Annotated in this window: 14 protein-coding genes and 5 rRNA genes; 6 read left to right on the top strand and 13 right to left on the bottom strand. The window is 56.6% G+C overall.

Features of this window, described 5'->3' with window-relative positions:
* Nucleotides 1-76 precede the first annotated feature (76 nt).
* A complete protein-coding gene (locus tag LG294_RS00590; protein ID WP_404288514.1) occupies nt 77-985 on the top strand; it encodes an A/G-specific adenine glycosylase in 909 nt (302 codons plus the stop codon).
* Nucleotides 986-1,038: 53 nt separating this feature from the next.
* Nucleotides 1,039-1,839, top strand: coding sequence for a DUF1206 domain-containing protein (locus tag LG294_RS00585; protein WP_404288512.1), 801 nt, complete (start codon nt 1,039-1,041; stop codon nt 1,837-1,839).
* On the opposite strand, the gene LG294_RS00580 is transcribed toward LG294_RS00585, so the two are convergent.
* Nucleotides 1,836-2,342 carry an amino-acid N-acetyltransferase gene (locus LG294_RS00580; RefSeq protein ID WP_404288510.1) on the bottom strand — a complete coding sequence of 169 codons (507 nt, stop codon included), beginning with the start codon at nt 2,340-2,342 and terminating at the stop codon, nt 1,836-1,838. The genes LG294_RS00585 and LG294_RS00580 overlap by 4 nt on opposite strands.
* Before the next feature lie 115 nt (nt 2,343-2,457).
* Here LG294_RS00580 and LG294_RS00575 point away from each other — a divergent pair, with 115 nt between their 5' ends.
* The 4 genes from LG294_RS00575 to LG294_RS00560 are packed head-to-tail and all read left to right on the top strand — an operon-like array spanning nt 2,458 to nt 4,958.
* Nucleotides 2,458-3,657 (top strand): nitrate/nitrite transporter, encoded by a 1,200-nt coding sequence (locus LG294_RS00575; RefSeq protein ID WP_404288508.1) that lies wholly within the window; start codon nt 2,458-2,460, stop codon nt 3,655-3,657.
* Nucleotides 3,657-4,046: a helix-turn-helix domain-containing protein gene (locus LG294_RS00570; protein WP_404288506.1), complete on the top strand. Its 390-nt coding sequence runs from the start codon at nt 3,657-3,659 to the stop codon at nt 4,044-4,046. Before LG294_RS00575 ends, LG294_RS00570 begins: the two co-directional genes overlap by 1 nt.
* Before the next feature lie 47 nt (nt 4,047-4,093).
* Nucleotides 4,094-4,501 carry a VOC family protein gene (locus LG294_RS00565; protein ID WP_404288504.1) on the top strand — a complete coding sequence of 136 codons (408 nt, stop codon included), beginning with the start codon at nt 4,094-4,096 and terminating at the stop codon, nt 4,499-4,501.
* A 10-nt stretch (nt 4,502-4,511) separates the two neighbouring features.
* Nucleotides 4,512-4,958: an iron chaperone gene (locus LG294_RS00560; RefSeq protein WP_404288502.1), complete on the top strand. Its 447-nt coding sequence runs from the start codon at nt 4,512-4,514 to the stop codon at nt 4,956-4,958.
* 70 nt (nt 4,959-5,028) lie between these two features.
* Here LG294_RS00560 and LG294_RS00555 read toward each other — a convergent pair whose 3' ends face one another.
* From LG294_RS00555 to LG294_RS00500, 12 genes are all read right to left on the bottom strand, one after another.
* The gene (locus tag LG294_RS00555) at nt 5,029-7,542 is read right to left on the bottom strand and encodes an ATP-dependent Clp protease ATP-binding subunit (RefSeq protein WP_404288500.1); all 2,514 of its coding nucleotides are present in this window, start codon (nt 7,540-7,542) and stop codon (nt 5,029-5,031) included.
* A 290-nt stretch (nt 7,543-7,832) separates the two neighbouring features.
* Entirely contained in the window at nt 7,833-8,153 is a 321-nt protein-coding gene (locus LG294_RS00550) for an Lsr2 family protein (RefSeq protein ID WP_404288498.1), read from the bottom strand.
* A gap of 138 nt (nt 8,154-8,291) precedes the next feature.
* A complete protein-coding gene (locus LG294_RS00545; protein WP_404288496.1) occupies nt 8,292-8,459 on the bottom strand; it encodes a hypothetical protein in 168 nt (55 codons plus the stop codon).
* A 5-nt stretch (nt 8,460-8,464) separates the two neighbouring features.
* Nucleotides 8,465-9,979, bottom strand: coding sequence for a lysine--tRNA ligase (lysS, locus tag LG294_RS00540; protein WP_404288494.1), 1,515 nt, complete (start codon nt 9,977-9,979; stop codon nt 8,465-8,467).
* A gap of 121 nt (nt 9,980-10,100) precedes the next feature.
* Nucleotides 10,101-12,065 carry a M13 family metallopeptidase gene (locus LG294_RS00535; RefSeq protein WP_404288492.1) on the bottom strand — a complete coding sequence of 655 codons (1,965 nt, stop codon included), beginning with the start codon at nt 12,063-12,065 and terminating at the stop codon, nt 10,101-10,103.
* Nucleotides 12,066-12,243: 178 nt separating this feature from the next.
* Nucleotides 12,244-12,360 (bottom strand): 5S ribosomal RNA (rrf, locus tag LG294_RS00530).
* A 209-nt stretch (nt 12,361-12,569) separates the two neighbouring features.
* Nucleotides 12,570-15,701, bottom strand: a 23S ribosomal RNA gene (locus LG294_RS00525).
* Nucleotides 15,702-16,205: 504 nt separating this feature from the next.
* Nucleotides 16,206-17,731 (bottom strand): 16S ribosomal RNA (locus tag LG294_RS00520).
* The 16S, 23S and 5S rRNA genes sit together here, the layout of an rRNA operon.
* Nucleotides 17,732-19,535: 1,804 nt before the next feature.
* Complete coding sequence (locus LG294_RS00515; RefSeq protein ID WP_404288490.1) at nt 19,536-20,732, bottom strand: type II toxin-antitoxin system HipA family toxin; 1,197 nt, start codon at nt 20,730-20,732, stop codon at nt 19,536-19,538.
* Nucleotides 20,729-20,992 carry a helix-turn-helix transcriptional regulator gene (locus LG294_RS00510; protein ID WP_404288488.1) on the bottom strand — a complete coding sequence of 88 codons (264 nt, stop codon included), beginning with the start codon at nt 20,990-20,992 and terminating at the stop codon, nt 20,729-20,731. Before LG294_RS00510 ends, LG294_RS00515 begins: the two co-directional genes overlap by 4 nt.
* A 274-nt stretch (nt 20,993-21,266) precedes the next feature.
* Nucleotides 21,267-21,383 (bottom strand): 5S ribosomal RNA (rrf, locus tag LG294_RS00505).
* Between the two features lie 206 nt (nt 21,384-21,589).
* A 23S ribosomal RNA gene (locus LG294_RS00500) occupies nt 21,590-24,721 on the bottom strand.
* Nucleotides 24,722-25,030: the final 309 nt, after the last annotated feature.

Here is a 25,030-nt window from a genome sequence, read left to right as displayed (position 1 = left end):
TAGTTCATGTCCGGCCCGCAGCGCGGTAATGCGAGCCGATTCCACACCGTGAATCGGCTCGCTTAGAGTGGAGTACGTGCAAGAAATCCACCGACTGATCAACGACTGGTACTCCGTCAATGCCCGTGACCTTCCTTGGCGACGCCCCGGGGCCACCGGGTGGGAGGTAATGGTCAGCGAATTCATGCTGCAGCAGACCCCTGTGGTGCGCGTGCAACCTGTCTGGGAAGAGTGGATGCGGCGCTGGCCGCGGCCCCAAGATCTTGCCGCGGAGCCGCTATCCGAGGCGCTCAAGGCATGGGGGCGCTTAGGCTACCCGCGCCGGGCCATGCGCTTGCACGCGGCAGCTATCGAAATTACCACCGAATACGACGGCCACGTCCCCGAGACCGAAGAGCGGCTACGCGCCCTGCCCGGAGTGGGCGAGTACACCGCCGCGGCGATCGCCTGCTTCGCCTACGGGCAGCGCACGGTGGTGGTCGACACGAACATTCGCCGGGTGCACGCCCGGCTCTTCGGCGCGATGGCCCTGCCCGAACCGAACCCGCGGGCCAGCGAGTTCGCCCGCGCCCGGCAGGTGCAGCCCGAAGATACTGAAACCGCGAACCGCTGGAACATCTCGGTGATGGAACTCGGCGCGCTGATCTGCACAGCGCGCTCCCCTAAATGCGATACCTGCCCGGTTTTCGAGCACTGCGCGTGGATCAAAGCCGGACAGCCGGCCCCGCACTACGTACCCAAGGGGCAAGCCTGGAAGGGCACCGACCGGCAGGTTCGCGGGGCGATCATGGCGATCCTGCGCGAACATGAAGAACCCGTGCACCGCGAAACTTTCCTAGCCGACCTCGCACGCCAGGAGCATGCCAAGTACGTTGCGCTGGGCAAGCTCGAGGCACCGCTCGAGCAGCGCGAACGTGCACTAGCCGGGCTGCTGCGCGACGGGTTGGCAATTGACGAAGCAGCCGGAGTGCGGCTGCCAAGCTGAGCTGATGCGCGCCGCATCTCGCATTTGGCTCCCGGTCAACTTATGCTGTGCCTATGAAAGGTTCAGCCGACGCAGTCAACGCCGCCCGAATAGCGGCCGATCACCCCTGGTTTGAGCGTGCCGCGCGCCTTGGTTACGCTGCGAACGGCCTGCTGCATGGGGTCCTTGGCATCCTCGCGGTCCTCCTGGCTACCGGAAGATCGGCTGAAGCCGACCAGAGCGGTGCGTTGCAAGCCCTCGCCGCGCAGCCCTTTGGCGAAGTGCTGCTGTGGGTGTGCGCCGCCGGAGCGTTGCTGCTGGGGTTCTGGCATGTCGGGCAGGCTTTTTTCGAGCAGGATAGGCTCTTTGGCCGGCTCAAGTATGTGGCCATGGGCGGGGTTTTCATCGTGGTCGGCGGCACCTTCGGTCGCTACGCGCTCGGCGGCCGGAGCGACTCCGGGAAAACAGCAAGCAGCTTCAGCGCTGAACTGATGGGAAATCCTGTCGGAAGGATCGCGCTGATCGCCTTGGGGCTGACCCTGTTCGCCATGGCCGGCTACTACCTCTACAAGGGCGTGACCCGAAAGTTCTTGGCAGACCTCTCCGCCTCGGGCGGGTCCAAGTTCTCCCCCGCCATCAAGATCAGCGGAACCATCGGCTACGTGGCCAAGGGGCTGGTGCTTGCTGCCCTCGGCTTGCTGTTCATCACCTCAACGATCCAGCAGGACCCCGAAGAGGCCACCGGTGTGGACGGGGCGTTGAAAGCGATCCGTGAGCAAAGCTTCGGGGCGCCAATCCTCACGGCGATCGGCGTGGGCCTGCTGGCTTACGCGCTCTACCTGTTCTTCCGCGCGCGCTTTGACTCGATGGATTAGAGGGTCAAGATCATTCGGGTGTTGCCCAGCGTATTCGGCTTGACCCGCGCCAAGTCCAGGAATTCGGCCACGCCTTCATCACGGGAGTGCAGTAGCTCTTGGTACACCTCATGGTCCACCGCCGACTGATCTTCCATGACGCTGAACCCATGGCGTTCGAAGAATGCCACCTCGAAGGTCAGGCAGAAGACCCGGGAAACTCCAACGGCCTTGGCCCGGCGTAGCAATTCCTCAATGAGCATATGTCCCACCCCTTGCCCGCGGTACCGGGCGCTGGAGGCGAGCGTTCGAATCTCGGCGATGTCTTCCCAGATGACGTGCAGGCCTCCGCAGCCGGCCACCTCGCCGTCCGCGTCTTCGGCGATCACGAACTCCTGAATAGATTCGTAATAGGTTACCGCCTCTTTGTCCAGCAGAATCCGATCTCCTGCCAAGGGCCGAACAAGATCCCTAATTTTGGCAACATCGTTGGTACGGGCTGAACGGACGGTAAAAGTATTCACCTGCCAAATACTATTCGCGTACTCGACGCCACCCAAGCATTCACGTCTTTTTTGTGACACATCAGCTAGGCAATATGCAACACTAAGGACGGACCAGTTCAAATCAGGGAGCAACATGCAACGGCACATGGCCAGACCCGGAGCCGGCCTGCTGCTGGTACTCCTCGCCGCGGTGGGCATCGCGCCGCTGTTCACCTACGGGTTGAGCGCAACCAGCGACCTGGTCATTCGCGACCTGCAAATCAGTGAGGCGCAGTTCGGCTTGCTGGCCACCGTGTGCTTCGGGTGCGCGGCTATCGGCAACGCCGCCTTCAGCTCATTCGCAGACCGCCAAAAAGACACCACTTTATTCATCCTCATCTTCGGCCTGGCCGCGGCCGCGCTGGCACTCGTTGCGCTCCCTGGGGGCTATGCGGTACTCCTGATCGCGGCAATGCTCGCCGGGTTTGCGCAGTCATTCCCGAACGGGGTGACCAACCGGGTGCTGGTCCAACGCGTGCCCGCTGCCCAGCGCATCACCTGGACCGGGATAAAGCAGTCCGGGGTGCAGGTCAGCCAGCTGGTTGGCAGCCTGGGGTTCCCGCTGTTGGCAGCCTGGGTGGGTTGGCGTGGCGCCTCTCTTGTCGGCGCGGTCCTTGCAGGGGTGCTCGGCGTGCTCGCGGTGAAGCTGATCAACGCCACCGCGATGCTGCCGGCCGCCCCGAGCGGCGCGCGGCAGCACTCGGCAACGGCCACCGGCCCATCTACCCGCTTTATCGTCGTCACCCTGACAGTTTTCGGTTTCATCAACGGTTTGGGAGTCCAGGCAACTAACGTTTATCTTCCGCTCTTTGCGGTGCGCGAGTTGGACTTTTCGCTGCTCCTGGGCGGACTGACCGCCGCGGTGGCTGGCGCCTTCGGAGTCGGCGCCCGAATCGGCTGGGGCGCGCTGATGGCTCGCGGGGTCTCTGCGCCGAAGCTGCTGCTTACCTTGGCGCTGTTGGCCACCTGTGGCGCAGTGACCTTCTGGCAAGCTCAGGTGCATGACTCGGCGTGGTTGCTGTGGCTAGCGGTGGTCCTTCACGGTGCGGCGGCGCTGGGCGTCTCGGTGGTGCTGATGGCGGCATTGCTGCGCGCCGTTCCCGCGCAGTCCTTGGGCAGCTCCACCGGCATCGTCTCGGCCGGGCAGTTCGCCGGATTCACCTTTGGACCGTTGATGATGGGCGCGCTGATCTCCTCGCCTGGCGGATTCACCGCCGGCTGGATCGCAGTTACCGGCGTGTACCTGTGCTGCGTTGCCCTGGGGCTCTACCTGGTCTTCCGGAAGCGCGCCTAATGGATTTGCAGACACTCGCCCACCTGCGCAGAGCCCGGGACCTGATGGACCGCCGGTATGCCGATCCCTTGGACGTGCCAGCCATGGCATCTCGTGCGCTGATGTCCCCGGCGCATTTCTCCCGCGAGTTCAAGCGCGCTTATGGCGAAACCCCATATACCTACCTGCTGACCCGGCGCATCGAGCGGGCCATGCACCTGCTGCGCTCCGGAGTTTCGGTGACAGATGCTTGCATGCAGGTCGGCTGGAGCTCACTGGGTTCTTTCAGCAGCCGTTTCACCGAGGTGGTTGGCGAGTCCCCTTCGGCCTATCGCGAGCGCGAGCATTCGGCGACGGAAGAGATCCCCTCCTGCATTGCCAAGATCCTCCTGCGTCCGCCGCGATTCTGAGCAGTTTTGGAGAAGCCGGGCGGGAATCGTGCCATTAGGCTGAAATCATGACAAATATTAGTGTGCAGTATGTCCCTCTGACGGTTCTCGACGTCGATGAGGCGCTGGGTTTCTACCGTGACGCGCTCGGTTTGGAGGTAGCCTCCGATGTGGCTCATGGCGGGTTCCGTTGGGTATCGCTCGCCGTTCCCGGGCAGCCCGGGCTGAACTTGGTGCTTTCCGCTCCGGGAGCCGGGCGCTCCGAAGAGGACGCCGCTGCCCTCGGCGAGCTGATCGCCAAGGGCGCGCTGGGCGGCCTGGTGCTTTCGGTGCCCGACGTGGATTCGCTTTTCGAATCGCTGAGCGCCAGCGGGGCTGAGGTTTTGCAGGAACCTGTCGACCAGCCGTGGGGACCGCGCGATTGCGCCTTCCGCGATCCGTCGGGCAATATGGTTCGCATCAACCAGGTTTCTTAGGAGAATAAGCATGTCAGATTCAGACCAGTCGGGATTCAGCGCCGCCGAGAAGGCCGCGATCAAGGAACGTGCGGCCGAGGTCAAGGCACCGAAGAAGCGCATGACCAAGGCCGAAAAGCAGGAGCAGGCGCGCAAGGATCTTGAAGCGAAGATCGACTCCTTCGAGGGTACGGATAAGGAGCTGGCAGCACGCCTGAACGAGCTCATCACCAGCACCGCACCGCAGCTGGAGCCAAAGCTCTGGTATGGCATGCCCGCCTATGCGCTCGATGGCAAGGTGCTGTGCTTTATTCAGGATGCCAAGAAGTTCGAAGCCCGGTACCTGACGTTCGGATTCAATGATGTGGCGCGGCTCGACGAGGGAACCCTGTGGCCAACCTCGTTCGCGATCACCGGTTTGAACGACGAGCAGGCTGCGATGCTCACCGCCTTGGTTGCGAAGGCAGTTGGAAACTAGTTAAAAAGCACCGCGGGTGCGGTTTTCGGATTTCTCCGAAAACCGCACCCGCGGTGCTTAATGCTTCGTTTTAGCTTTCCAGCGCTGCCGGTGCCGGCTCGCCTTCCAGCTGGCCGGTGCCGCCCTCGGCGTGGAAGGTGAACTTGCGCGTCTCCGCCACGCCTTCGACATCCACGGTGATCTTCTGGCCGGTGACGATCTGCCCGAACAGGATTCGCTCAGAGAGCTGGTCCTCGATGTCGCGTTGGATCGTGCGGCGCAGCGGGCGGGCGCCCATTGCAGGATCGTAACCGCGCTCGGCGAGCAGGCTACGTGCAGCTGGGGTCAGCTCGATGGTCATGCCGCGGTCGTCCAATCGCTTGGACAGGCGTCCGATGAACAGATCAACGATCTCTTCGATCTCATCCTGGCTCAGCTGCGGGAAGACCACGGTGTCATCAACACGGTTCAGGAATTCCGGGCGGAAGTGCTGGCGCAGCTCCTCCTGGACCTTGGCCTGCATCCGCTCATAACCGGTCTTGGTGTCCGCTGCCGACTGGAAACCAGTCATTACACCCTTAGAGATGTCGCGGGTACCAAGGTTGGTGGTCATGATGATGATGGTGTTCTTGAAGTCCACCACGCGGCCCTGGGAGTCGGTCAGTCGACCGTCTTCCAGAATCTGCAGCAAGGAGTTGAACAGGTCGGCGTGAGCCTTCTCCACCTCGTCGAAGAGCACCACGGCGAACGGCCGGCGGCGCACCTTCTCGGTCAGCTGGCCACCCTCTTCGTAACCGACATAGCCCGGAGGGGCGCCGAACAGTCGCGACACGGTGTGCTTCTCGGAGTACTCCGACATGTCCAAGGTGATCAGCGCGTCTTCCTCACCGAAGAGGAATTCGGCCAGTGCCTTGGCCAGCTCGGTCTTGCCGACACCGGTTGGACCGGCGAAGATGAACGAGCCGCCGGGGCGGTTCGGATCCTTCAGGCCTGCACGGGTACGCCGGATCGCCTGGCTGATCGACTTGATCGCCGAGTCCTGGCCGATGACGCGCTTGTGCAGCTCTTCTTCCATGTTCATCAGACGCGTGGACTCTTCCTCGGTCAGCTTCACTACCGGGATACCGGTCGAGTTAGCTAGCACCTCGGCGATGAGATCCTCGGTCACCTCAGAGATTTCATCCAGATCGCCGTTGCGCCAGGACTTTTCCTTCTCGTTCCGGGCCTCGATGAGCTTGGATTCCTTATCGCGCAGCGAGGCGGCACCTTCGAAGTCCTGCGCATCAATCGCAGCTTCCTTCTCCAGTCGCACGGTGGCGATTTCCTCGTCCATTTCCTTCAGCGCCGGCGGGGCGGTCATGCGCTGGATGCGCAGTCGTGCACCCGCCTCGTCGATCAGGTCAACGGCCTTATCCGGCAGGAAACGGTCTGAGATGTAGCGGTGCGCCAACGTGGCGGCAGCCTGCAGGGCACCGTCGGTGATGGACACGCGGTGGTGCGCCTCGTATCGGTCACGCAGGCCACGCAGGATCTGCGTGGTCAACTCGACCGAGGGCTCCTTGACCTGAATCGGCTGGAAACGACGCTCAAGCGCCGCGTCCTTCTCGATATTCTTGCGGTACTCATCCAGCGTGGTGGCACCGACGGTCTGCAGCTCGCCACGGGCCAGCATTGGCTTGAGGATCGAGGCTGCATCGATTGCACCTTCGGCGGCACCAGCACCCACCAGGGTGTGGATCTCGTCGATGAACAAGATGATGTCACCGCGGGTACGGATCTCCTTGAGCACCTTCTTCAGGCGTTCTTCGAAGTCGCCGCGGTAACGCGAGCCAGCCACCAGCGAACCGAGGTCCAGTGTGTACAGCTGCTTGTCCTTGATGGTCTCCGGCACGTCGCCACGCACGATTGCCTGGGCCAAGCCCTCGACAACCGCGGTCTTGCCGACACCAGGTTCACCGATCAAGACCGGGTTGTTCTTGGTACGGCGCGAGAGGACCTGCATAACGCGTTCCATCTCGTGCTCGCGACCGATCACCGGGTCCAGCTTGCCCTCGCGGGCGGCTGCGGTGAGGTTGCGACCGAACTGGTCCAGTACTGCAGACCCGGCAGGGGTCCCCTCGGACTGTCCACCGGAGCTGACACCAGCCGAGGCGGTGTCCTTGCTTCCCTGGTAGCCCGAGAGCAGCTGGATGACCTGCTGGCGCACGCGACCGAGGTCGGCACCCAACTTCACCAGCACCTGGGCTGCGACGCCCTCGCCCTCGCGGATCAGGCCGAGCAGGATGTGCTCGGTTCCAATGTAGTTATGCCCCAGCTGCAACGCTTCACGCAGCGAGAGCTCCAGAACTTTTTTGGCGCGTGGAGTGAAGGGGATATGACCGGAAGGCGCCTGCTGGCCCTTTCCGATAATCTCCTGCACCTGCTCACGCACGGCACCCAGCGAAATATTCAGCGACTCGAGCGCCTTAGCGGCTACCCCATCGCCTTCGTGGATAAGACCGAGCAGCAGGTGCTCGGTGCCGATGTAGTTGTGGTTGAGCATGCGCGCCTCTTCTTGGGCGAGCACGACAACTCGACGGGCACGGTCAGTAAATCTCTCAAACATCTTCGGCACACTCCTTGCTTACCAATAATTCGATGCTACGCACCGCAGGGCCACAATGCTCCCTTGTTCGCCATAGGGATAACCCGGAGGAGTAGATGACGGCCTGTTTGAACGGAAAACCAATATCTTTGTGGCAAATTTATCGGCAATTCATTTGTTCTATCTTCAAGCAAATAAAATTGATTGGTACACCAAACAAAATCTTCGTAATCTAGTCGTGATACAAGCAAAGGGCCGGAGTATCTTTCGATACCCCGGCCCTTTGAGAGACTAAATCAACACCTAGTGAATTACTTGGCGCGACCCCGGCTACCCTTGCGCATCGCTGCGTTATAGGCGTCGACAACATCAGCATTCAGACGCCCGCGGGCGTTGACCTTAATGTTGTTTTCCTTGGCCCATGCGCGAATTGCAGGAGCCTCGCTTGCGCTGCTCTGCTTAGCCGAACGCGCAGCTTCGATATATGGCTCTAGGGCCGCACGGAATTCGTCGGCATGCTCCGTGTTCAAGTCAATCTCGTAGTGCTGACCAGCAATACTGAACGAAATCGACTCAACTGCTTCGCTGCCATCAATGTCGTCAATCAGGGCAATCTGAACCTGACGTGCCATTATTCCATTTCCTCCATGCGTGGATTTGCTGAACTAAGTCCATAAGAACTCAAAGTCCATTGCAAAAATCAAGTATAGTCAAATTTTGCAATAAATTCGAACGCATCAAACAATTAAGAGGGAATTACTAGGATTATCCTAATTTCCAGAGGTGTTGGATTCTGAATTACCATGCTGCGTGATTTTAGCTTCGGCTTCTGCCTGGGCTTTACGCTCATTCCGATCAGCGTTTGAAATAGCCTTGATCGCGTACCAAAAAATGAGCCCCAGCACGATAGTTGGAACAATTGCCTCTACATATGGCATGGGCTTTATGCCTCCGGCTTTAGTAATGGGAACAAGATCGTTTCACGAATACCTAGGTCGGTGAAGAGCATGACCAGTCGGTCGATGCCCAATCCGATACCACCCATTGGTGGCGCGCCGTATTCAAGTGCACGCAGGAAGTCTTCGTCCAATTGCATTGCCTCCGGATCGCCGCCGGCAGCCAACAACGACTGCTCGGTCAGGCGCTCACGCTGGATGACAGGGTCAATCAACTCGGAGAAGGCGGTCCCGCGCTCCATTCCGCCAATGATCAAATCCCAGGCCTCGATTACGCCGGGCTTTGAACGGTGTGGACGAGCCAATGGCTGCGCCAGTGGCGGGTAATCGCAGACGAAGGTCGGATCGATCAGCTTCGGCTCGACAATCTCGCCGAACAATTCGATAACAAGCTTCTGCGCGCTCCATGCCGGATCGATCTTGACCTGATGCTTTTCGGCGACATCACGCAATACCTCGGCGTCGGTCTCTGGGGTGATCTCCACGCCTACGGCTTCGGAGAGACCCGGGTACACGCTCAGCCAGCGCCATTCGCCGTCCAGATTGATGGTGCCCTTAGCGGTCTCAATGGTGCGACCGGCGCCGATGGCGTCCGCCGCATTCAAAATCATCTGCTGCATGCGCTCTGCCATCACGTACTGGTCTGCGTAGGCTTCGTAGCATTCAAGCATGGTGAATTCTGGCGAGTGCGTGGAATCCACGCCCTCATTGCGGAAGATGCGGCCGATTTCGAAGACTCGGTCCACCCCGCCTACCACTGCACGCTTCAGGTACAGCTCCAGCGCGATGCGCATGGTCATTTCCTGGTCGAAGGCGTTCAGGTGCGTCTTAAATGGGCGGGCCGAAGCGCCACCGTGCACCAGCTGCAGCATCGGGGTCTCGACCTCGACGTACTCGTGGCTTTCAAGGGTGTTGCGCACCGCACGGATGATGGCCGCGCGCTTGTACACCATTTCGCGGGCTTCGTTGCGAACGATCAGATCCGCGTAGCGCTGGCGCACACGGGTTTCTTCGTTCAGCTCTGCGTGCAACACCGGCAATGGACGCAGGGCCTTGGATGCCATTTCGAAGCCATCTGCCATCACCGACAGTTCACCGCGACGCGAAGAAATTACCTCGCCGGTCACGAACACATGGTCGCCAAGGTCAACCAAGGACTTCCACTGGGCCAGTCGCTCTTCGCCGACATTTGCCAGCGAAAGCATGACCTGCAGGCGGGTGCCGGCACCCTTCGGGCCGCCCTCCTGAACGGTGGCGAAGCAGAGCTTGCCGGTATTGCGCATGAAGACGATACGTCCGGCGATGCCGACCTTGACGCCAGTGGCCTGATCAGGCTCCAGCTCAGGGAACTGTTCGCGGACCTGCTGCAGGCTATGCGTGCGTGCCACCCCAACCGGGAAGGCTTCCTCGCCATTCGCCAGCAGGGCGTTGCGCTTGTCGATGCGGACCTGACGCTGGTCGTTTGGATCGGTGCTATCTGCGGAATTATTTTGGGAAGTCACAATAGACCATTCTACGTGTCATTCAGTGTCATTTGGCAGGATCATGATGCGCCTTACACGGTGATCTCTATGCCTTAACGAATTCAAGGCGCAGAGATCGCTCCCTGCGCCTTGACTCGTCCTACCAGATGGTCACTCGATCAGCCGGATCAAGCCACATTCCATCGCCCGGCTTGGTATCGAAGGCTTCATGGAATGCCGCCAGGTTCTTGGGCACCTGATTGCAGCGGAACTCGCCCGGCGCGTGCGGGTCGGTGGTCACGCGCACCACTGCGGTCTCCGGACGGATCAACGTGCGCCAGCACTCGGCCCAGGAGTAGAAGAAACGCTGGTCGCCGGTAATCCCGTCGATCACCTCGTCCGCTTCGATGCCGCGCGCGGCCAGCTCTAGCTTGTAGGCTCGGTAGGCGATGCCTAGCCCGCCGAGGTCACCGATGTTTTCGCCGAGCGTCAGCTCGCCGTTCACCTGGTGATCCGGTGCCTCGGTGGGGTGCAACGCGTTGTATTGGTCAACCAGCTTGCCGGTGAGCTGCTCAAAAGCCGCGCGGTCTTCCTCGGTCCACCAGTTGGTCAGCTGTCCGGTCCCGTCGTACTGCGAGCCCTGGTCATCGAATCCATGGCCGATCTCGTGTCCGATGACCGCGCCGATGGCACCAAAATTCGAGGCGACGTCGCGGTCCTTGTCGAAGAAAGGCAAGCGCAAGATGGCAGCAGGGAAGGCGATCTCGTTCAGTAACGGATGGTAGTAGGCGTTGACGGTCTGCGGGTACATGAACCATAGCTCGCGGTCCACCCCGTCATCGATCTTCTTCAGCTCTCGCTTGAATTCGAATTCGTTCGCCGCCGCAAGGTTCGCGATGACGTCCACGGGGTCGGTCTCAATTGAGGAGTAGTCGATCCACTCGTTGGGATAGCCAATCTTAGACCGGAACATCGAAAGTTTCTCAAGTGCTTTTTCGATGGTCTCCGCGCCCATCCACGGCAGATTCGAGATCGAAATGCGATAGGCCTCGATAAGCCGCTCAACCAGAGCGTCCATCGCAAGCTTTGCTTCCTGCGGGAAGTGCTTGGCCACATAGAGTTGACCGATATCTTCGCCTACGCCGCCTTCGGTGAACGCGACTCCGCGCTTCCAACGTTCCTTGAGCGTTTCCACCCCGCCGAGCTTGGCCGCGTAGAAGGAGAAGTTCTCATTGACGAATGCACTGGATAGGTAAGGCGCAAAGGAACGCAGCGCTTGCACGGTTAGCCAGTTCTTCCAACTGGCCAGGGGCTCTGCACTTAGCAGTCCTGAGAGTGCTTCGAAGTAGCTTGGCTGCCAGAAGACTACCTCGGCGGAGTACTTCGATTCGATGCCGGCACCCTTCAGCCACAGGCGCAGGCCAGGGAACAGCTTGAAGACCTCCTCCTCGGTCATGAGGTTGTAGCGTGCTTGAGCGTCGCGGACCTTCACTCGATCCCAGTGGTGGCTAGCAATCTTGGTCTCTAGCGCAATCACAGAGGCTGCCGCCTGCGCAGGCTCGGCTATGCCACCGAGTGTCAGCAGTCGAGTGAGGTGCTCTTCATAGTCGGCGACGGTCTGTGAGAACTGTTCTTCGCGGTAATAGGACTCATCTGGCAATCCGAGTCCACCCTGCAAGAAGGTCAACAGGTTTCGTTCCGGGTTTCCGGCGTCGTTCATGGCACCCGAGGCTAGGAAACCACTGATTCCCTTGCGGTAGAAGGAGCCAGATAGCTCAAGCAGGGATTCAACATCCGAAACGTCCGAAATTGCCTGCAGGTATTCGGCTACCGGGTCGGCGCCGCGCTGTTCGATGACTTCTTCGTTCATGAAGCTGCCGTATAGGTTGGCAATACGCTGTGATGGTCCAGCTAGTTCCGATCCGGATTCATAGGCTTTCACCGCATCAGTAATGATCAAATGGACCGCGTCTTCGGCGTCATCGCGAAGCTCCATGAAAGATCCGTAGAGCCCTTGGTCGCTCGGGATGGACGCTGATTCGAACCACTTACCGTTCGAATGACGGTAAAGGTCATCCTGGGGGCGGATAGAATCATCACGATATTTCAGCGCATCTGTAGTCAACGAGGGGCTCCCTGTATAGCGGATCTAGCAGTACCTACTATTCACTGTATCTAGTAGATCTCTAGCCCGAAGGAAGTCGCACGTATATGCGCCGAAGGCTTAAACAGGTGAGGCCCCCGCACCACCAGGTGCAAGGGCCTCAAACCATCATCAAAACAAACTACATACTTCAAGTTAAGTCCGGCGGTGACCTACTCTCCCACACCCTCACGAGTGCAGTACCATCGGCGCAGTGGGCCTTAGCTTCCGGGTTCGGTATGGGACCGGGCGTTTCCCCCACGCTATGACCGCCGTAACAGTCTCGAAACAACACCTGATGATCCAGTGCCATTAAGTCTTATGAACCACACCACCAACCCGACCCATCACCACCCCCAACCCACCGAAGGTGAGCCGGAAATACTGACGATCAAGCCAATGATCCAGTGTGTGTTACAAGAGTTGTTGTCTCGTAACCGTATAGTGAACGCGAGCAATAATTGTCTTCAACGATTGCTTTAGTGTGTGTTGTAAGTCATCGGCCTATTAGTACAGGTCAGCTACACAAGTCTTTAGTCCTTGCTTCCACATCCTGCCTATCAACCCAGTGGTCTAGCTGGGGGCCTCTCACACTCAAGGTGCATGGAAATCTCATCTCGAAGCAGGCTTCCCGCTTAGATGCTTTCAGCGGTTATCCCTTCCAAACGTAGCTAATCAGCGGTGCACTTGGCAGTACAACTGACACACCAGAGGTTTGTCCGTCCCGGTCCTCTCGTACTAAGGACAGCCCTTCTCAAATTTCCAACGCGCGCAGCGGATAGGGACCGAACTGTCTCACGACGTTCTAAACCCAGCTCGCGTACCGCTTTAATGGGCGAACAGCCCAACCCTTGGGACCTACTCCAGCCCCAGGATGCGACGAGCCGACATCGAGGTGCCAAACCATGCCGTCGATATGGACTCTTGGGCAAGATCAGCCTGTTATCCCCGAGGTACCTTTTATCCGTTGAGCGACGGCCCTTCCACGAGGTGCCGCCGGATCACTAGTCCCGACTTTCGTCCCTGCTCGAGCTGTCACTCTCACAGTCAAGCTCCCTTGTGCACTTACACTCGACACCTGATTGCCAACCAGGCTGAGGGAACCTTTGGGCGCCTCCGTTACATTTTAGGAGGCAACCGCCCCAGTTAAACTACCCATCAGGCACTGTCCCTGAACCAGATCATGGTCCGAAGTTAGGTGACCGGTACAGCCAGAGTGGTATTTCAACGATGACTCCACCCGAACTAGCGTCCGAGCTTCACAGTCTCCCACCTATCCTACACAAGCTGCACCGAACACCAATACCAAACTATAGTAAAGGTCTCGGGGTCTTTCCGTCCTGCTGCGCGTAACGAGCATCTTTACTCGTACTGCAATTTCGCCGAGTTCATGGTTGAGACAGCGGGGAAGTCGTTACTCCATTCGTGCAGGTCGGAACTTACCCGACAAGGAATTTCGCTACCTTAGGATGGTTATAGTTACCACCGCCGTTTACTGGGGCTTAAATTCTCAGCTTCGCAACAAGTTGCTAACCGGTCCTCTTAACCTTCCAGCACCGGGCAGGAGTCAGTCCGTATACATCGTCTTGCGACTTCGCACGGACCTGTGTTTTTAGTAAACAGTCGCTTCCCCCTGGTCTCTGCGGCCCACACCCGCAAAAGAAGAGCAAGTCTTCCTCACGGGGCAGGCCCCCCTTCTTCCGAAGTTACGGGGGCATTTTGCCGAGTTCCTTAACCATGATTCTCTCGATCGCCTTAGTATTCTCTACCTGATCACCTGTGTCGGTTTGGGGTACGGGCGACTAGAACCTCGCGCCGATGCTTTTCTAGGCAGCATAGGATCACCAAATCACCCACCGAAGTGGGTGCCTATCAGGTCTCAACCATAAATGAGAGACGGATTTGCCTATCTCTCGGCCTACACCCTTGGACCAGGTCAATTCCATTGCCTGGCTCGGCTACCTTCCTGCGTCACACCTGTTAATACGCTTACCTCACAAAATTGGTTCCCAGCACCTCACACAAAAGCAGCCCGAAGGCCGCAACATCATGCTCAGTGGTGGTTAGCATCAAAAGCTCAGTATGGGCGGTTCTTCGCCGGTACGGGAATATCAACCCGTTGTCCATCGACTACGCCTGTCGGCCTCGCCTTAGGTCCCGACTCACCCAGGGCAGATTAGCTTGACCCTGGAACCCTTGATCATTCGGCGGACGGGTTTCTCACCCGTCATTCGCTACTCATGCCTGCATTCTCACTCGTGTGGTCTCCACCGCTGGTTTACACCGCGACTTCACCGTCCACACGACGCTCCCCTACCCATCCAAACGCCCAATCGAAACCAGGCAAATATTTGAATGACGCAACTTCGGCGGTGTGCTTGAGCCCCGCTACATTATCGGCGCGGAATCACTTGACCAGTGAGCTATTACGCACTCTTTCAAGGGTGGCTGCTTCTAAGCCAACCTCCTGGTTGTCACAGCAACTCCACATCCTTTTCCACTTAGCACACGCTTAGGGGCCTTAGTTGGCGTTCTGGGCTGTTTCCCTCTCGACTATGAAGCTTATCCCCCACAGTCTCACTGCTACGCTCTCACTTACCGGCATTCGGAGTTTGGCTAACGTCAGTAACCTTGTAGGGCCCATTAGCTATCCAGTAGCTCTACCTCCGGTAAGAAACACGTAACGCTGCACCTAAATGCATTTCGGGGAGAACCAGCTATCACGAAGTTTGATTGGCCTTTCACCCCTACCCACAGCTCATCCCCTCCATTTTCAACTGAAGTGGGTTCGGTCCTCCACGCGCTCTTACACGCGCTTCAACCTGGCCATGGGTAGATCACTTCGCTTCGGGTCTAGACCGTGCCACTCAAACGCCCTATTCAGACTCGCTTTCGCTACGGCTTCCCCACACGGGTTAACCTCGCGACACAGCACTAACTCGCAGGCTCATTCTTCAAAAGGCACGCCATCACACCCCACAAGTGGGATGCTTTAACGGATTGTAAGCGCACGGTTTCAGGTACTATTTCACTCCCCTCCCGGGGTACTTTTCACCATTCCCTCACGGTACTGATTCACTATCGGTCATCAGGTAGTATTCAGGCTTACCAGGTGGTCCTGGCAGATTCACACAAGATTTCTCGAGCCCCGTGCTACTCGGGTACCCACACTAGAACGGCAGACACGCATTACACCTACGGGACTATCACCCTCTCTGGTCCGGCATTCCAACCGATTCACCTATACGCCTGCACCTCATCCCGCTAACCAGATAGGGTTAGCACATGTAGGCCCCACAACCCCGGTGATGCAACGCCTATCCGCTATCACACACCAACCGGTTTAGCCCCATCCGCGTTCGCTCGCCACTACTAACGGAATCACTATTGTTTTCTCTTCCTGCGGGTACTGAGATGTTTCACTTCCCCGCGTTCCCTCCACACAGCCTATACATTCAGCTGCAGGTCATACGGCATGACACCGTACGGGGTTTCCCCATTCGGAAATCCTGGTCTCAACGTCCGGTTATCGACTCCACCAGGCTTATCGCAGATTCCCACGTCCTTCATCGGCTCCTGATGCCAAGGCATCCACCGTGCGCCCTTAAAAACTTCAACACAAATCAAAGTCTCAGATTGAGCAATAAAACAATCAACAAAATCACAAAACAACCACGCAAGAACACCCCGAAAGGCATCCGACATGGTCATCTTATAAGATGCTCGCGTTCACTATACAGTTCCCAAACAACAACCCCACACCCCCGCACCACCGACCAAAGACCCCCAAAAAGGAACCCATTAAGCCAGCGCGCAAAGACACAGGACAAACACTGAAACACCAAACACCCACCCCCAAAGGGACAGGACGCTTGTTGCCTCAAAACCCAACAGCATGCCAAACCATACAAACCGCACAACCCCCACACCCTCATTCCAACACCCCCAAAGGGACGCGTACTAAAAGAGCATGAACACCATGCAGCCATAGCCAATACCCCGCCCCAACCATCAGGTCAACGCGTTTTCCGGTACTGAGTTCATTGATATTCCACCCATGAGCAACCCGCCTGCCAACACTCGTGGCAGAAACGGGCAACCAATAATTGGTTAGCTCCTTAGAAAGGAGGTGATCCAGCCGCACCTTCCGGTACGGCTACCTTGTTACGACTTAGTCCCAATCGCCAGTCCCACCTTCGACGACTCCCCCCACACAAGGTGGTTAGGCCATCGGCTTCGGGTGTTACCAACTTTCGTGACTTGACGGGCGGTGTGTACAAGGCCCGGGAACGTATTCACCGCAGCGTTGCTGATCTGCGATTACTAGCGACTCCGACTTCATGGGGTCGAGTTGCAGACCCCAATCCGAACTGAGACCGGCTTTTAGGGATTAGCTCCACCTCACAGTATCGCAACCCATTGTACCGGCCATTGTAGCATGCGTGAAGCCCAAGACATAAGGGGCATGATGATTTGACGTCATCCCCACCTTCCTCCGAGTTGACCCCGGCAGTCTCCCATGAGTCCCCACCTTTACGTGCTGGCAACATGGAACGAGGGTTGCGCTCGTTGCGGGACTTAACCCAACATCTCACGACACGAGCTGACGACAACCATGCACCACCTGTGAACCAGCCCCGAAGGGAAACCCCATCTCTGAGGCGGTCTGGAACATGTCAAGCCTTGGTAAGGTTCTTCGCGTTGCATCGAATTAATCCGCATGCTCCGCCGCTTGTGCGGGCCCCCGTCAATTCCTTTGAGTTTTAGCCTTGCGGCCGTACTCCCCAGGCGGGGCACTTAATGCGTTAGCTACGGCGCGGAAAACGTGGAATGTCCCCCACACCTAGTGCCCAACGTTTACGGCATGGACTACCAGGGTATCTAATCCTGTTCGCTCCCCATGCTTTCGCTCCTCAGCGTCAGTAGATGCCCAGAGACCTGCCTTCGCCATCGGTGTTCCTCCTGATATCTGCGCATTTCACCGCTACACCAGGAATTCCAGTCTCCCCTACATCACTCTAGTCTGCCCGTACCCACCGCAGATCCGAGGTTGAGCCTCGGACTTTCACGGCAGACGCGACAAACCGCCTACGAGCTCTTTACGCCCAATAAATCCGGATAACGCTTGCGCCCTACGTATTACCGCGGCTGCTGGCACGTAGTTAGCCGGCGCTTCTTCTGCAGGTACCGTCACTTTCGCTTCTTCCCTACTGAAAGAGGTTTACAACCCGAAGGCCGTCATCCCTCACGCGGCGTCGCTGCATCAGGCTTTCGCCCATTGTGCAATATTCCCCACTGCTGCCTCCCGTAGGAGTCTGGGCCGTGTCTCAGTCCCAGTGTGGCCGGTCACCCTCTCAGGCCGGCTACCCGTCGTCGCCTTGGTGAGCCATTACCTCACCAACAAGCTGATAGGCCGCGAGTCCATCCCCAACCGATAAATCTTTCCACCAAAAACCATGCGGTCAAAGGTCATATCCGGTATTAGACCCAGTTTCCCGGGCTTATCCCAGAGTCGGGGGCAGGTTACTCACGTGTTACTCACCCGTTCGCCACTAATCACCCCAGCAAGCTGGGGGTCATCGTTCGACTTGCATGTGTTAAGCACGCCGCCAGCGTTCATCCTGAGCCAGGATCAAACTCTCCATAAAAAACAAAAAGCCACCGAAACCCCTCGGAAAATAAGGGAAGAATCAGTGATAAAATCCTGGCGAATAAAAACACTCGGAACAACACACGGGGGTGCATCATTCCAAGCAAATGTTATATATCCACCAAATTAAAAATAATTCGGTATCAATAAACTTGGCACACTATTGAGTTCTCAAACAACAAACACTTACCGGTTCTCTGCCCACTCTTTCAAGCGGCAATTTCGTCCAGCGTTATATTTATATTCTATACCGTTGAATTCCTGAAAGTCAAATCAATTGTTTGTGATTTGAATCGGCATTCTTGGTTCCCATTAATTTTGATTTATCCACAGTGACCTGTGTAAAACTCTTGATTTTCTGGGGATTATCACCGAATTTTGTACCGGTTTTTGTTCCGGCCTTGTTTCGGCGACAGATAAAAACTATACACAGATTTCCGGGATGTTTCAAATCGGGAGGCCCTTTTCCGGGGTGACCGTGCACACAGGAATAATTCGACTTTAATTTCAGTTTTTGGTCCGCTCAAGAGCGCTATTGATAGGGCGGACGAAACCTGCCTAGCCGCACAGGGCAAAACTAGAACTGAATCGCTTGCCTACGCTCTATTGGATCAACCCATTGGTAGGTAGTCTTGCCAGCCTTACGAATGCTCAAAGGTATGCCGCCCACATTCTCGCCCCTCAGCCAACACACGTTGCAACTGCATCAAGTTACTCACCTATCATGAGCCCGATTCAATCGCTTTGCCTCTGGCACCACTACTACGCTTCGATTCTCCGAGCAGCTCCAACGCGGCAAGGGCCCTTTCGTCCGACCTGGATTACTTGCCGGGCGATTCCAAGGGCAGCGCGTTGCCCAGTGCAAGCTTCTACAACACAACTCATTCTTCGGCCATGTAGCGAGATCGGTATGGATGCCGCACTCTGCTCGGTTGAAGTAAACGAACCTTAGCGTCCTATCACGTTGACAGGAAGGACTATTTCTCGAATAGCGCGGTATTTGGCTCTGGAACGATTCCCGCTAGGAGGCAGTCAGGGACCAGACACGGTACTTTACGTTGGGCGGCAAGCCCGAAGAAATGAGAATCTGGGCTCTCGGCGTGACAACCTATCCCTCTGACTCTGGCTGACTACTACTCAGCTAGTCGTCCTTAGCCGTCCGAGCTCGGATCTGTGGTCTCTAATTGGGTGTGTACGATTTGGCTCAATATTTGTCGATGAACCCTGAAATAGAAATCGCTAGGTCATAAGCGCCTCGGACACCTATTCGTGACTGGCCGGAAGATACCCGGATCGATAAGGTACGTTCCTGCCACTGCTCGCACCAACAGCCCTGTGCTTCCGCAGATCAATTCGTCCGACGACAATTGTCAGCATTCCATATGGCAACATGTCGACGACTCATTGGGAAGTATCAAAATATAAAGCGAAGCTGCGCGTACGGCTACAACCCAGGCAAAGCGCACTACAGCAATCGTTGTCACTTCCTCGTGAACCAGAACATACGAACTCAGGTTCTGGTAAGAGTGGATGGTGTCTGGACGTAATGCAACACGGCACAGACCGCCAGACAATTAGCGTCGACGTCTGCGGCAGCACGTGTCGGGAACCCCTACCTCCAGGGGCCGTTTCCTAAACGCTCATGGCCGGTCACTGGCACAACTTCCCATCTCCACACTGGAGCAGAGCGTCATCTGGACCCTACCCTGAACTATGGGAGTGATCCAGCCCAATTCTCGCGGCAAGGCGTCGGTGATTCGATGGCTCTCCTCAACATGGAAGAGCCTCGCATCCTCCGACTATTACCCAATTTCCATGCGACGAAATCGTAGTTCACGCAGTGTTCCACGGAGGGGCGATCCTTCAAACGGAAGCTCACTCAGATCAATCAGATTTGCTGCTTTTAGCGCCAACTGATTAGCCGACTGAGCCGCTCTATCGGTGAGTCCCATCGTCCGCGCCAATTCTTGCCAGTGCTTCCTCTTGAGATTCTTGGCTTTGCCAGCGACCGTCAAAGCCATGGTGTCATCGCCGTAAATGAGTGTGCAGGGAACGTCGTAGATTGGTGCCATTGAGAACCTTCCATGTGCATCAGCCAGCATGGAAACGTTCTTTCCATGCAAGTCTCCGTTGCCTGTCAACCACGCGAACAGAAACTGAAGGTATAAATTACGCTTAGCCAGTATCGACGCCTGGCAATGCGAAGCAAGAGCCTCTGAAATCTGCTCGGCGCTGACTGAATACTTCAGGGCTGGGGGTAAATCGAGAACCTGCAATCCATCTTCCTGCGCGTACCGTGTCACTACCGTACTATTTGCAGAAACCTGTCGGTCGAAGCGCTCGACAAGTAGCCCCTCGACTTGATGAGTGTCGAAAACTAGCTGGTTCTTGGCCACTGGTAACTTCAGAGCCCGAGCCGCCCGAAGATGTAGCGCTTCATTGGCAACGAGATGCGGATGATCGCGCGGATTCAGTTTAAGTAGATATGCCCCGCCATCCAAGGCCAAAGGTGTAGTGAGCATTGTGGCACTGATTTTTTCCTGCACACCAGGAATTGAGTGCCGGTCAAGACTTCTCGCCAACATCGCGAAATCTAGTTCTGTTGGATCAGCAATCGCGGCCACGGCAGGAGGTGCGATCAGTTCGGTGCCTGTCGGAGCTACGCGAACATTGCCTGGCGTATCGCCACCCACAACCATCAGTAGAGTCAGCTCATCTGACAGGCTAGTTTTCGCTGCATCTTTCAATACCGTAAGTCGATGCCCCTCTGGCAATAGCCCAGAGAAGAAAGCCGGCAATCCACCACCTGGACCTACATAAGGAACTGGGGAAGAGGGCAAAGCAGTCGCGATTCCACGCTCACCAGATTCTATGTATTCATCGGTGTACGAAAACTCGATGCCTCCGTCACTCAGACGCGTCAAGTGCCCAGCGAGCACCGACCCTTGATAGACATCCGCTCGCTGCACTCGCTTGAGGTCCTGGATTTCATGGCTCATTTCTCCACCACAATTTTCAGCCCAAGAACTGCGGCTGCAGACAGCACGGCCATGATCGAGGGGTTTCCACTAGCAGTTTCAATTGCACGCAAAGTGCGCTCAGAGATATCTGCCAGCTCTGCTAGCTGCTCTTGAGTCAGTCCGCTCTCTTTTCTTGTCTGCTGTATAGCGAAGCCAATTTCTGACAGAGAATTCACGACCTGCTCCAGTCCGGCAAAATATCGCCGATTTTTACGTTTACCCTCATCATAATGCCTCATTAGAACATTTACGGCAATATACTGCCGAATTCATGATTTCTTCAGCCTTATGTAGCCGGCTCACGGAGTAACGGCAGCATCACGCCGGTCGAGTTTTCGACTCGCCTCATAGGAAAGGGTTAAACAAGAAAAGGGTCCCACCACATACCTGGCAGAACCCAAACAACCCCAACCCCGCCCCGCCGGTACGGCGGGTTAAACAGGTGAGGCCCCCGCACCACCAGGTGCAAGGGCCTCAAACCATCATCAAAACAAACTACATACTTCAAGTTAAGTCCGGCGGTGACCTACTCTCCCACACCCTCACGAGTGCAGTACCATCGGCGCAGTGGGCCTTAGCTTCCGGGTTCGGTATGGGACCGGGCGTTTCCCCCACGCTATGACCGCCGTAACAGTCTCGAAACAACACCTGATGATCCAGTGCCATTAAGTCTTATGAACCACACCACCACCCCGACCCATCACCACCCCCAACCCACCCAAGGTGAGCCGGAAATACTGACGATCAAGCCAATGATCCAGTGTGCTACAAGAGTTGTTGTCTCGTAACCGTATAGTGAACGCGAGCATCATTGTCTTCAACGATTGCTTTAGTGTGTGTTGTAAGTCATCGGCCTATTAGTACAGGTCAGCTACACAAGTCTTTAGTCCTTGCTTCCACATCCTGCCTATCAACCCAGTGGTCTAGCTGGGGGCCTCTCACACTCAAGGTGCATGGAAATCTCATCTCGAAGCAGGCTTCCCGCTTAGATGCTTTCAGCGGTTATCCCTTCCAAACGTAGCTAATCAGCGGTGCACTTGGCAGTACAACTGACACACCAGAGGTTTGTCCGTCCCGGTCCTCTCGTACTAAGGACAGCCCTTCTCAAATTTCCAACGCGCGCAGCGGATAGGGACCGAACTGTCTCACGACGTTCTAAACCCAGCTCGCGTACCGCTTTAATGGGCGAACAGCCCAACCCTTGGGACCTACTCCAGCCCCAGGATGCGACGAGCCGACATCGAGGTGCCAAACCATGCCGTCGATATGGACTCTTGGGCAAGATCAGCCTGTTATCCCCGAGGTACCTTTTATCCGTTGAGCGACGGCCCTTCCACGAGGTGCCGCCGGATCACTAGTCCCGACTTTCGTCCCTGCTCGAGCTGTCACTCTCACAGTCAAGCTCCCTTGTGCACTTACACTCGACACCTGATTGCCAACCAGGCTGAGGGAACCTTTGGGCGCCTCCGTTACATTTTAGGAGGCAACCGCCCCAGTTAAACTACCCATCAGGCACTGTCCCTGAACCAGATCATGGTCCGAAGTTAGGTGACCGGTACAGCCAGAGTGGTATTTCAACGATGACTCCACCCGAACTAGCGTCCGAGCTTCACAGTCTCCCACCTATCCTACACAAGCTGCACCGAACACCAATACCAAACTATAGTAAAGGTCTCGGGGTCTTTCCGTCCTGCTGCGCGTAACGAGCATCTTTACTCGTACTGCAATTTCGCCGAGTTCATGGTTGAGACAGCGGGGAAGTCGTTACTCCATTCGTGCAGGTCGGAACTTACCCGACAAGGAATTTCGCTACCTTAGGATGGTTATAGTTACCACCGCCGTTTACTGGGGCTTAAATTCTCAGCTTCGCAACAAGTTGCTAACCGGTCCTCTTAACCTTCCAGCACCGGGCAGGAGTCAGTCCGTATACATCGTCTTGCGACTTCGCACGGACCTGTGTTTTTAGTAAACAGTCGCTTCCCCCTGGTCTCTGCGGCCCACACCCGCAAAAGAAGAGCAAGTCTTCCTCACGGGGCAGGCCCCCCTTCTTCCGAAGTTACGGGGGCATTTTGCCGAGTTCCTTAACCATGATTCTCTCGATCGCCTTAGTATTCTCTACCTGATCACCTGTGTCGGTTTGGGGTACGGGCGACTAGAACCTCGCGCCGATGCTTTTCTAGGCAGCATAGGATCACCAAATCACCCACCGAAGTGGGTGCCTATCAGGTCTCAACCATAAATGAGAGACGGATTTGCCTATCTCTCGGCCTACACCCTTGGACCAGGTCAATTCCATTGCCTGGCTCGGCTACCTTCCTGCGTCACACCTGTTAATACGCTTACCTCACAAAATTGGTTCCCAGCACCTCACACAAAAGCAGCCCGAAGGCCGCAACATCATGCTCAGTGGTGGTTAGCATCAAAAGCTCAGTATGGGCGGTTCTTCGCCGGTACGGGAATATCAACCCGTTGTCCATCGACTACGCCTGTCGGCCTCGCCTTAGGTCCCGACTCACCCAGGGCAGATTAGCTTGACCCTGGAACCCTTGATCATTCGGCGGACGGGTTTCTCACCCGTCATTCGCTACTCATGCCTGCATTCTCACTCGTGTGGTCTCCACCGCTGGTTTACACCGCGACTTCACCGTCCACACGACGCTCCCCTACCCATCCAAACGCCCAATCGAAACCAGGCAAATATTTGAATGACGCAACTTCGGCGGTGTGCTTGAGCCCCGCTACATTATCGGCGCGGAATCACTTGACCAGTGAGCTATTACGCACTCTTTCAAGGGTGGCTGCTTCTAAGCCAACCTCCTGGTTGTCACAGCAACTCCACATCCTTTTCCACTTAGCACACGCTTAGGGGCCTTAGTTGGCGTTCTGGGCTGTTTCCCTCTCGACTATGAAGCTTATCCCCCACAGTCTCACTGCTACGCTCTCACTTACCGGCATTCGGAGTTTGGCTAACGTCAGTAACCTTGTAGGGCCCATTAGCTATCCAGTAGCTCTACCTCCGGTAAGAAACACGTAACGCTGCACCTAAATGCATTTCGGGGAGAACCAGCTATCACGAAGTTTGATTGGCCTTTCACCCCTACCCACAGCTCATCCCCTCCATTTTCAACTGAAGTGGGTTCGGTCCTCCACGCGCTCTTACACGCGCTTCAACCTGGCCATGGGTAGATCACTTCGCTTCGGGTCTAGACCGTGCCACTCAAACGCCCTATTCAGACTCGCTTTCGCTACGGCTTCCCCACACGGGTTAACCTCGCGACACAGCACTAACTCGCAGGCTCATTCTTCAAAAGGCACGCCATCACACCCCACAAGTGGGATGCTTTAACGGATTGTAAGCGCACGGTTTCAGGTACTATTTCACTCCCCTCCCGGGGTACTTTTCACCATTCCCTCACGGTACTGATTCACTATCGGTCATCAGGTAGTATTCAGGCTTACCAGGTGGTCCTGGCAGATTCACACAAGATTTCTCGAGCCCCGTGCTACTCGGGTACCCACACTAGAACGGCAGACACGCATTACACCTACGGGACTATCACCCTCTCTGGTCCGGCATTCCAACCGATTCACCTATACGCCTGCACCTCATCCCGCTAACCAGATAGGGTTAGCACATGTAGGCCCCACAACCCCGGTGATGCAACGCCTATCCGCTATCACACACCAACCGGTTTAGCCCCATCCGCGTTCGCTCGCCACTACTAACGGAATCACTATTGTTTTCTCTTCCTGCGGGTACTGAGATGTTTCACTTCCCCGCGTTCCCTCCACACAGCCTATACATTCAGCTGCAGGTCATACGGCATGACACCGTACGGGGTTTCCCCATTCGGAAATCCTGGTCTCAACGTCCGGTTATCGACTCCACCAGGCTTATCGCAGATTCCCACGTCCTTCATCGGCTCCTGATGCCAAGGCATCCACCGTGCGCCCTTAAAAACTTCAACACAAATCAAAGTCTCAGATTGAGCAATAAAACAATCAACAAAATCACAAAACAACCACGCAAGAACACCCCGAAAGGCATCCGACATGGTCATCTTATAAGATGCTCGCGTTCACTATACAGTTCCCAAACAACAACCCCACACCCCCGCACCACCGACCAAAGACCCCCAAAAAGGAACCCATTAAGCCAGCGCGCAAAGACACAGGACAAACACTGAAACACCAAACACCCACCCCCAAAGGGACAGGACGCTTGTTGCCTCAAAACCCAACAGCATGCCAAACCATACAAACCGCACAACCCCCAC

This window comes from Glutamicibacter arilaitensis (genome assembly GCF_044793945.1).
GTDB lineage: Bacteria > Actinomycetota > Actinomycetes > Actinomycetales > Micrococcaceae > Glutamicibacter > Glutamicibacter arilaitensis_B.
Note: the sequence above shows the minus strand (reverse complement) of the source record. Positions and strands in the feature narration are given on the sequence as shown.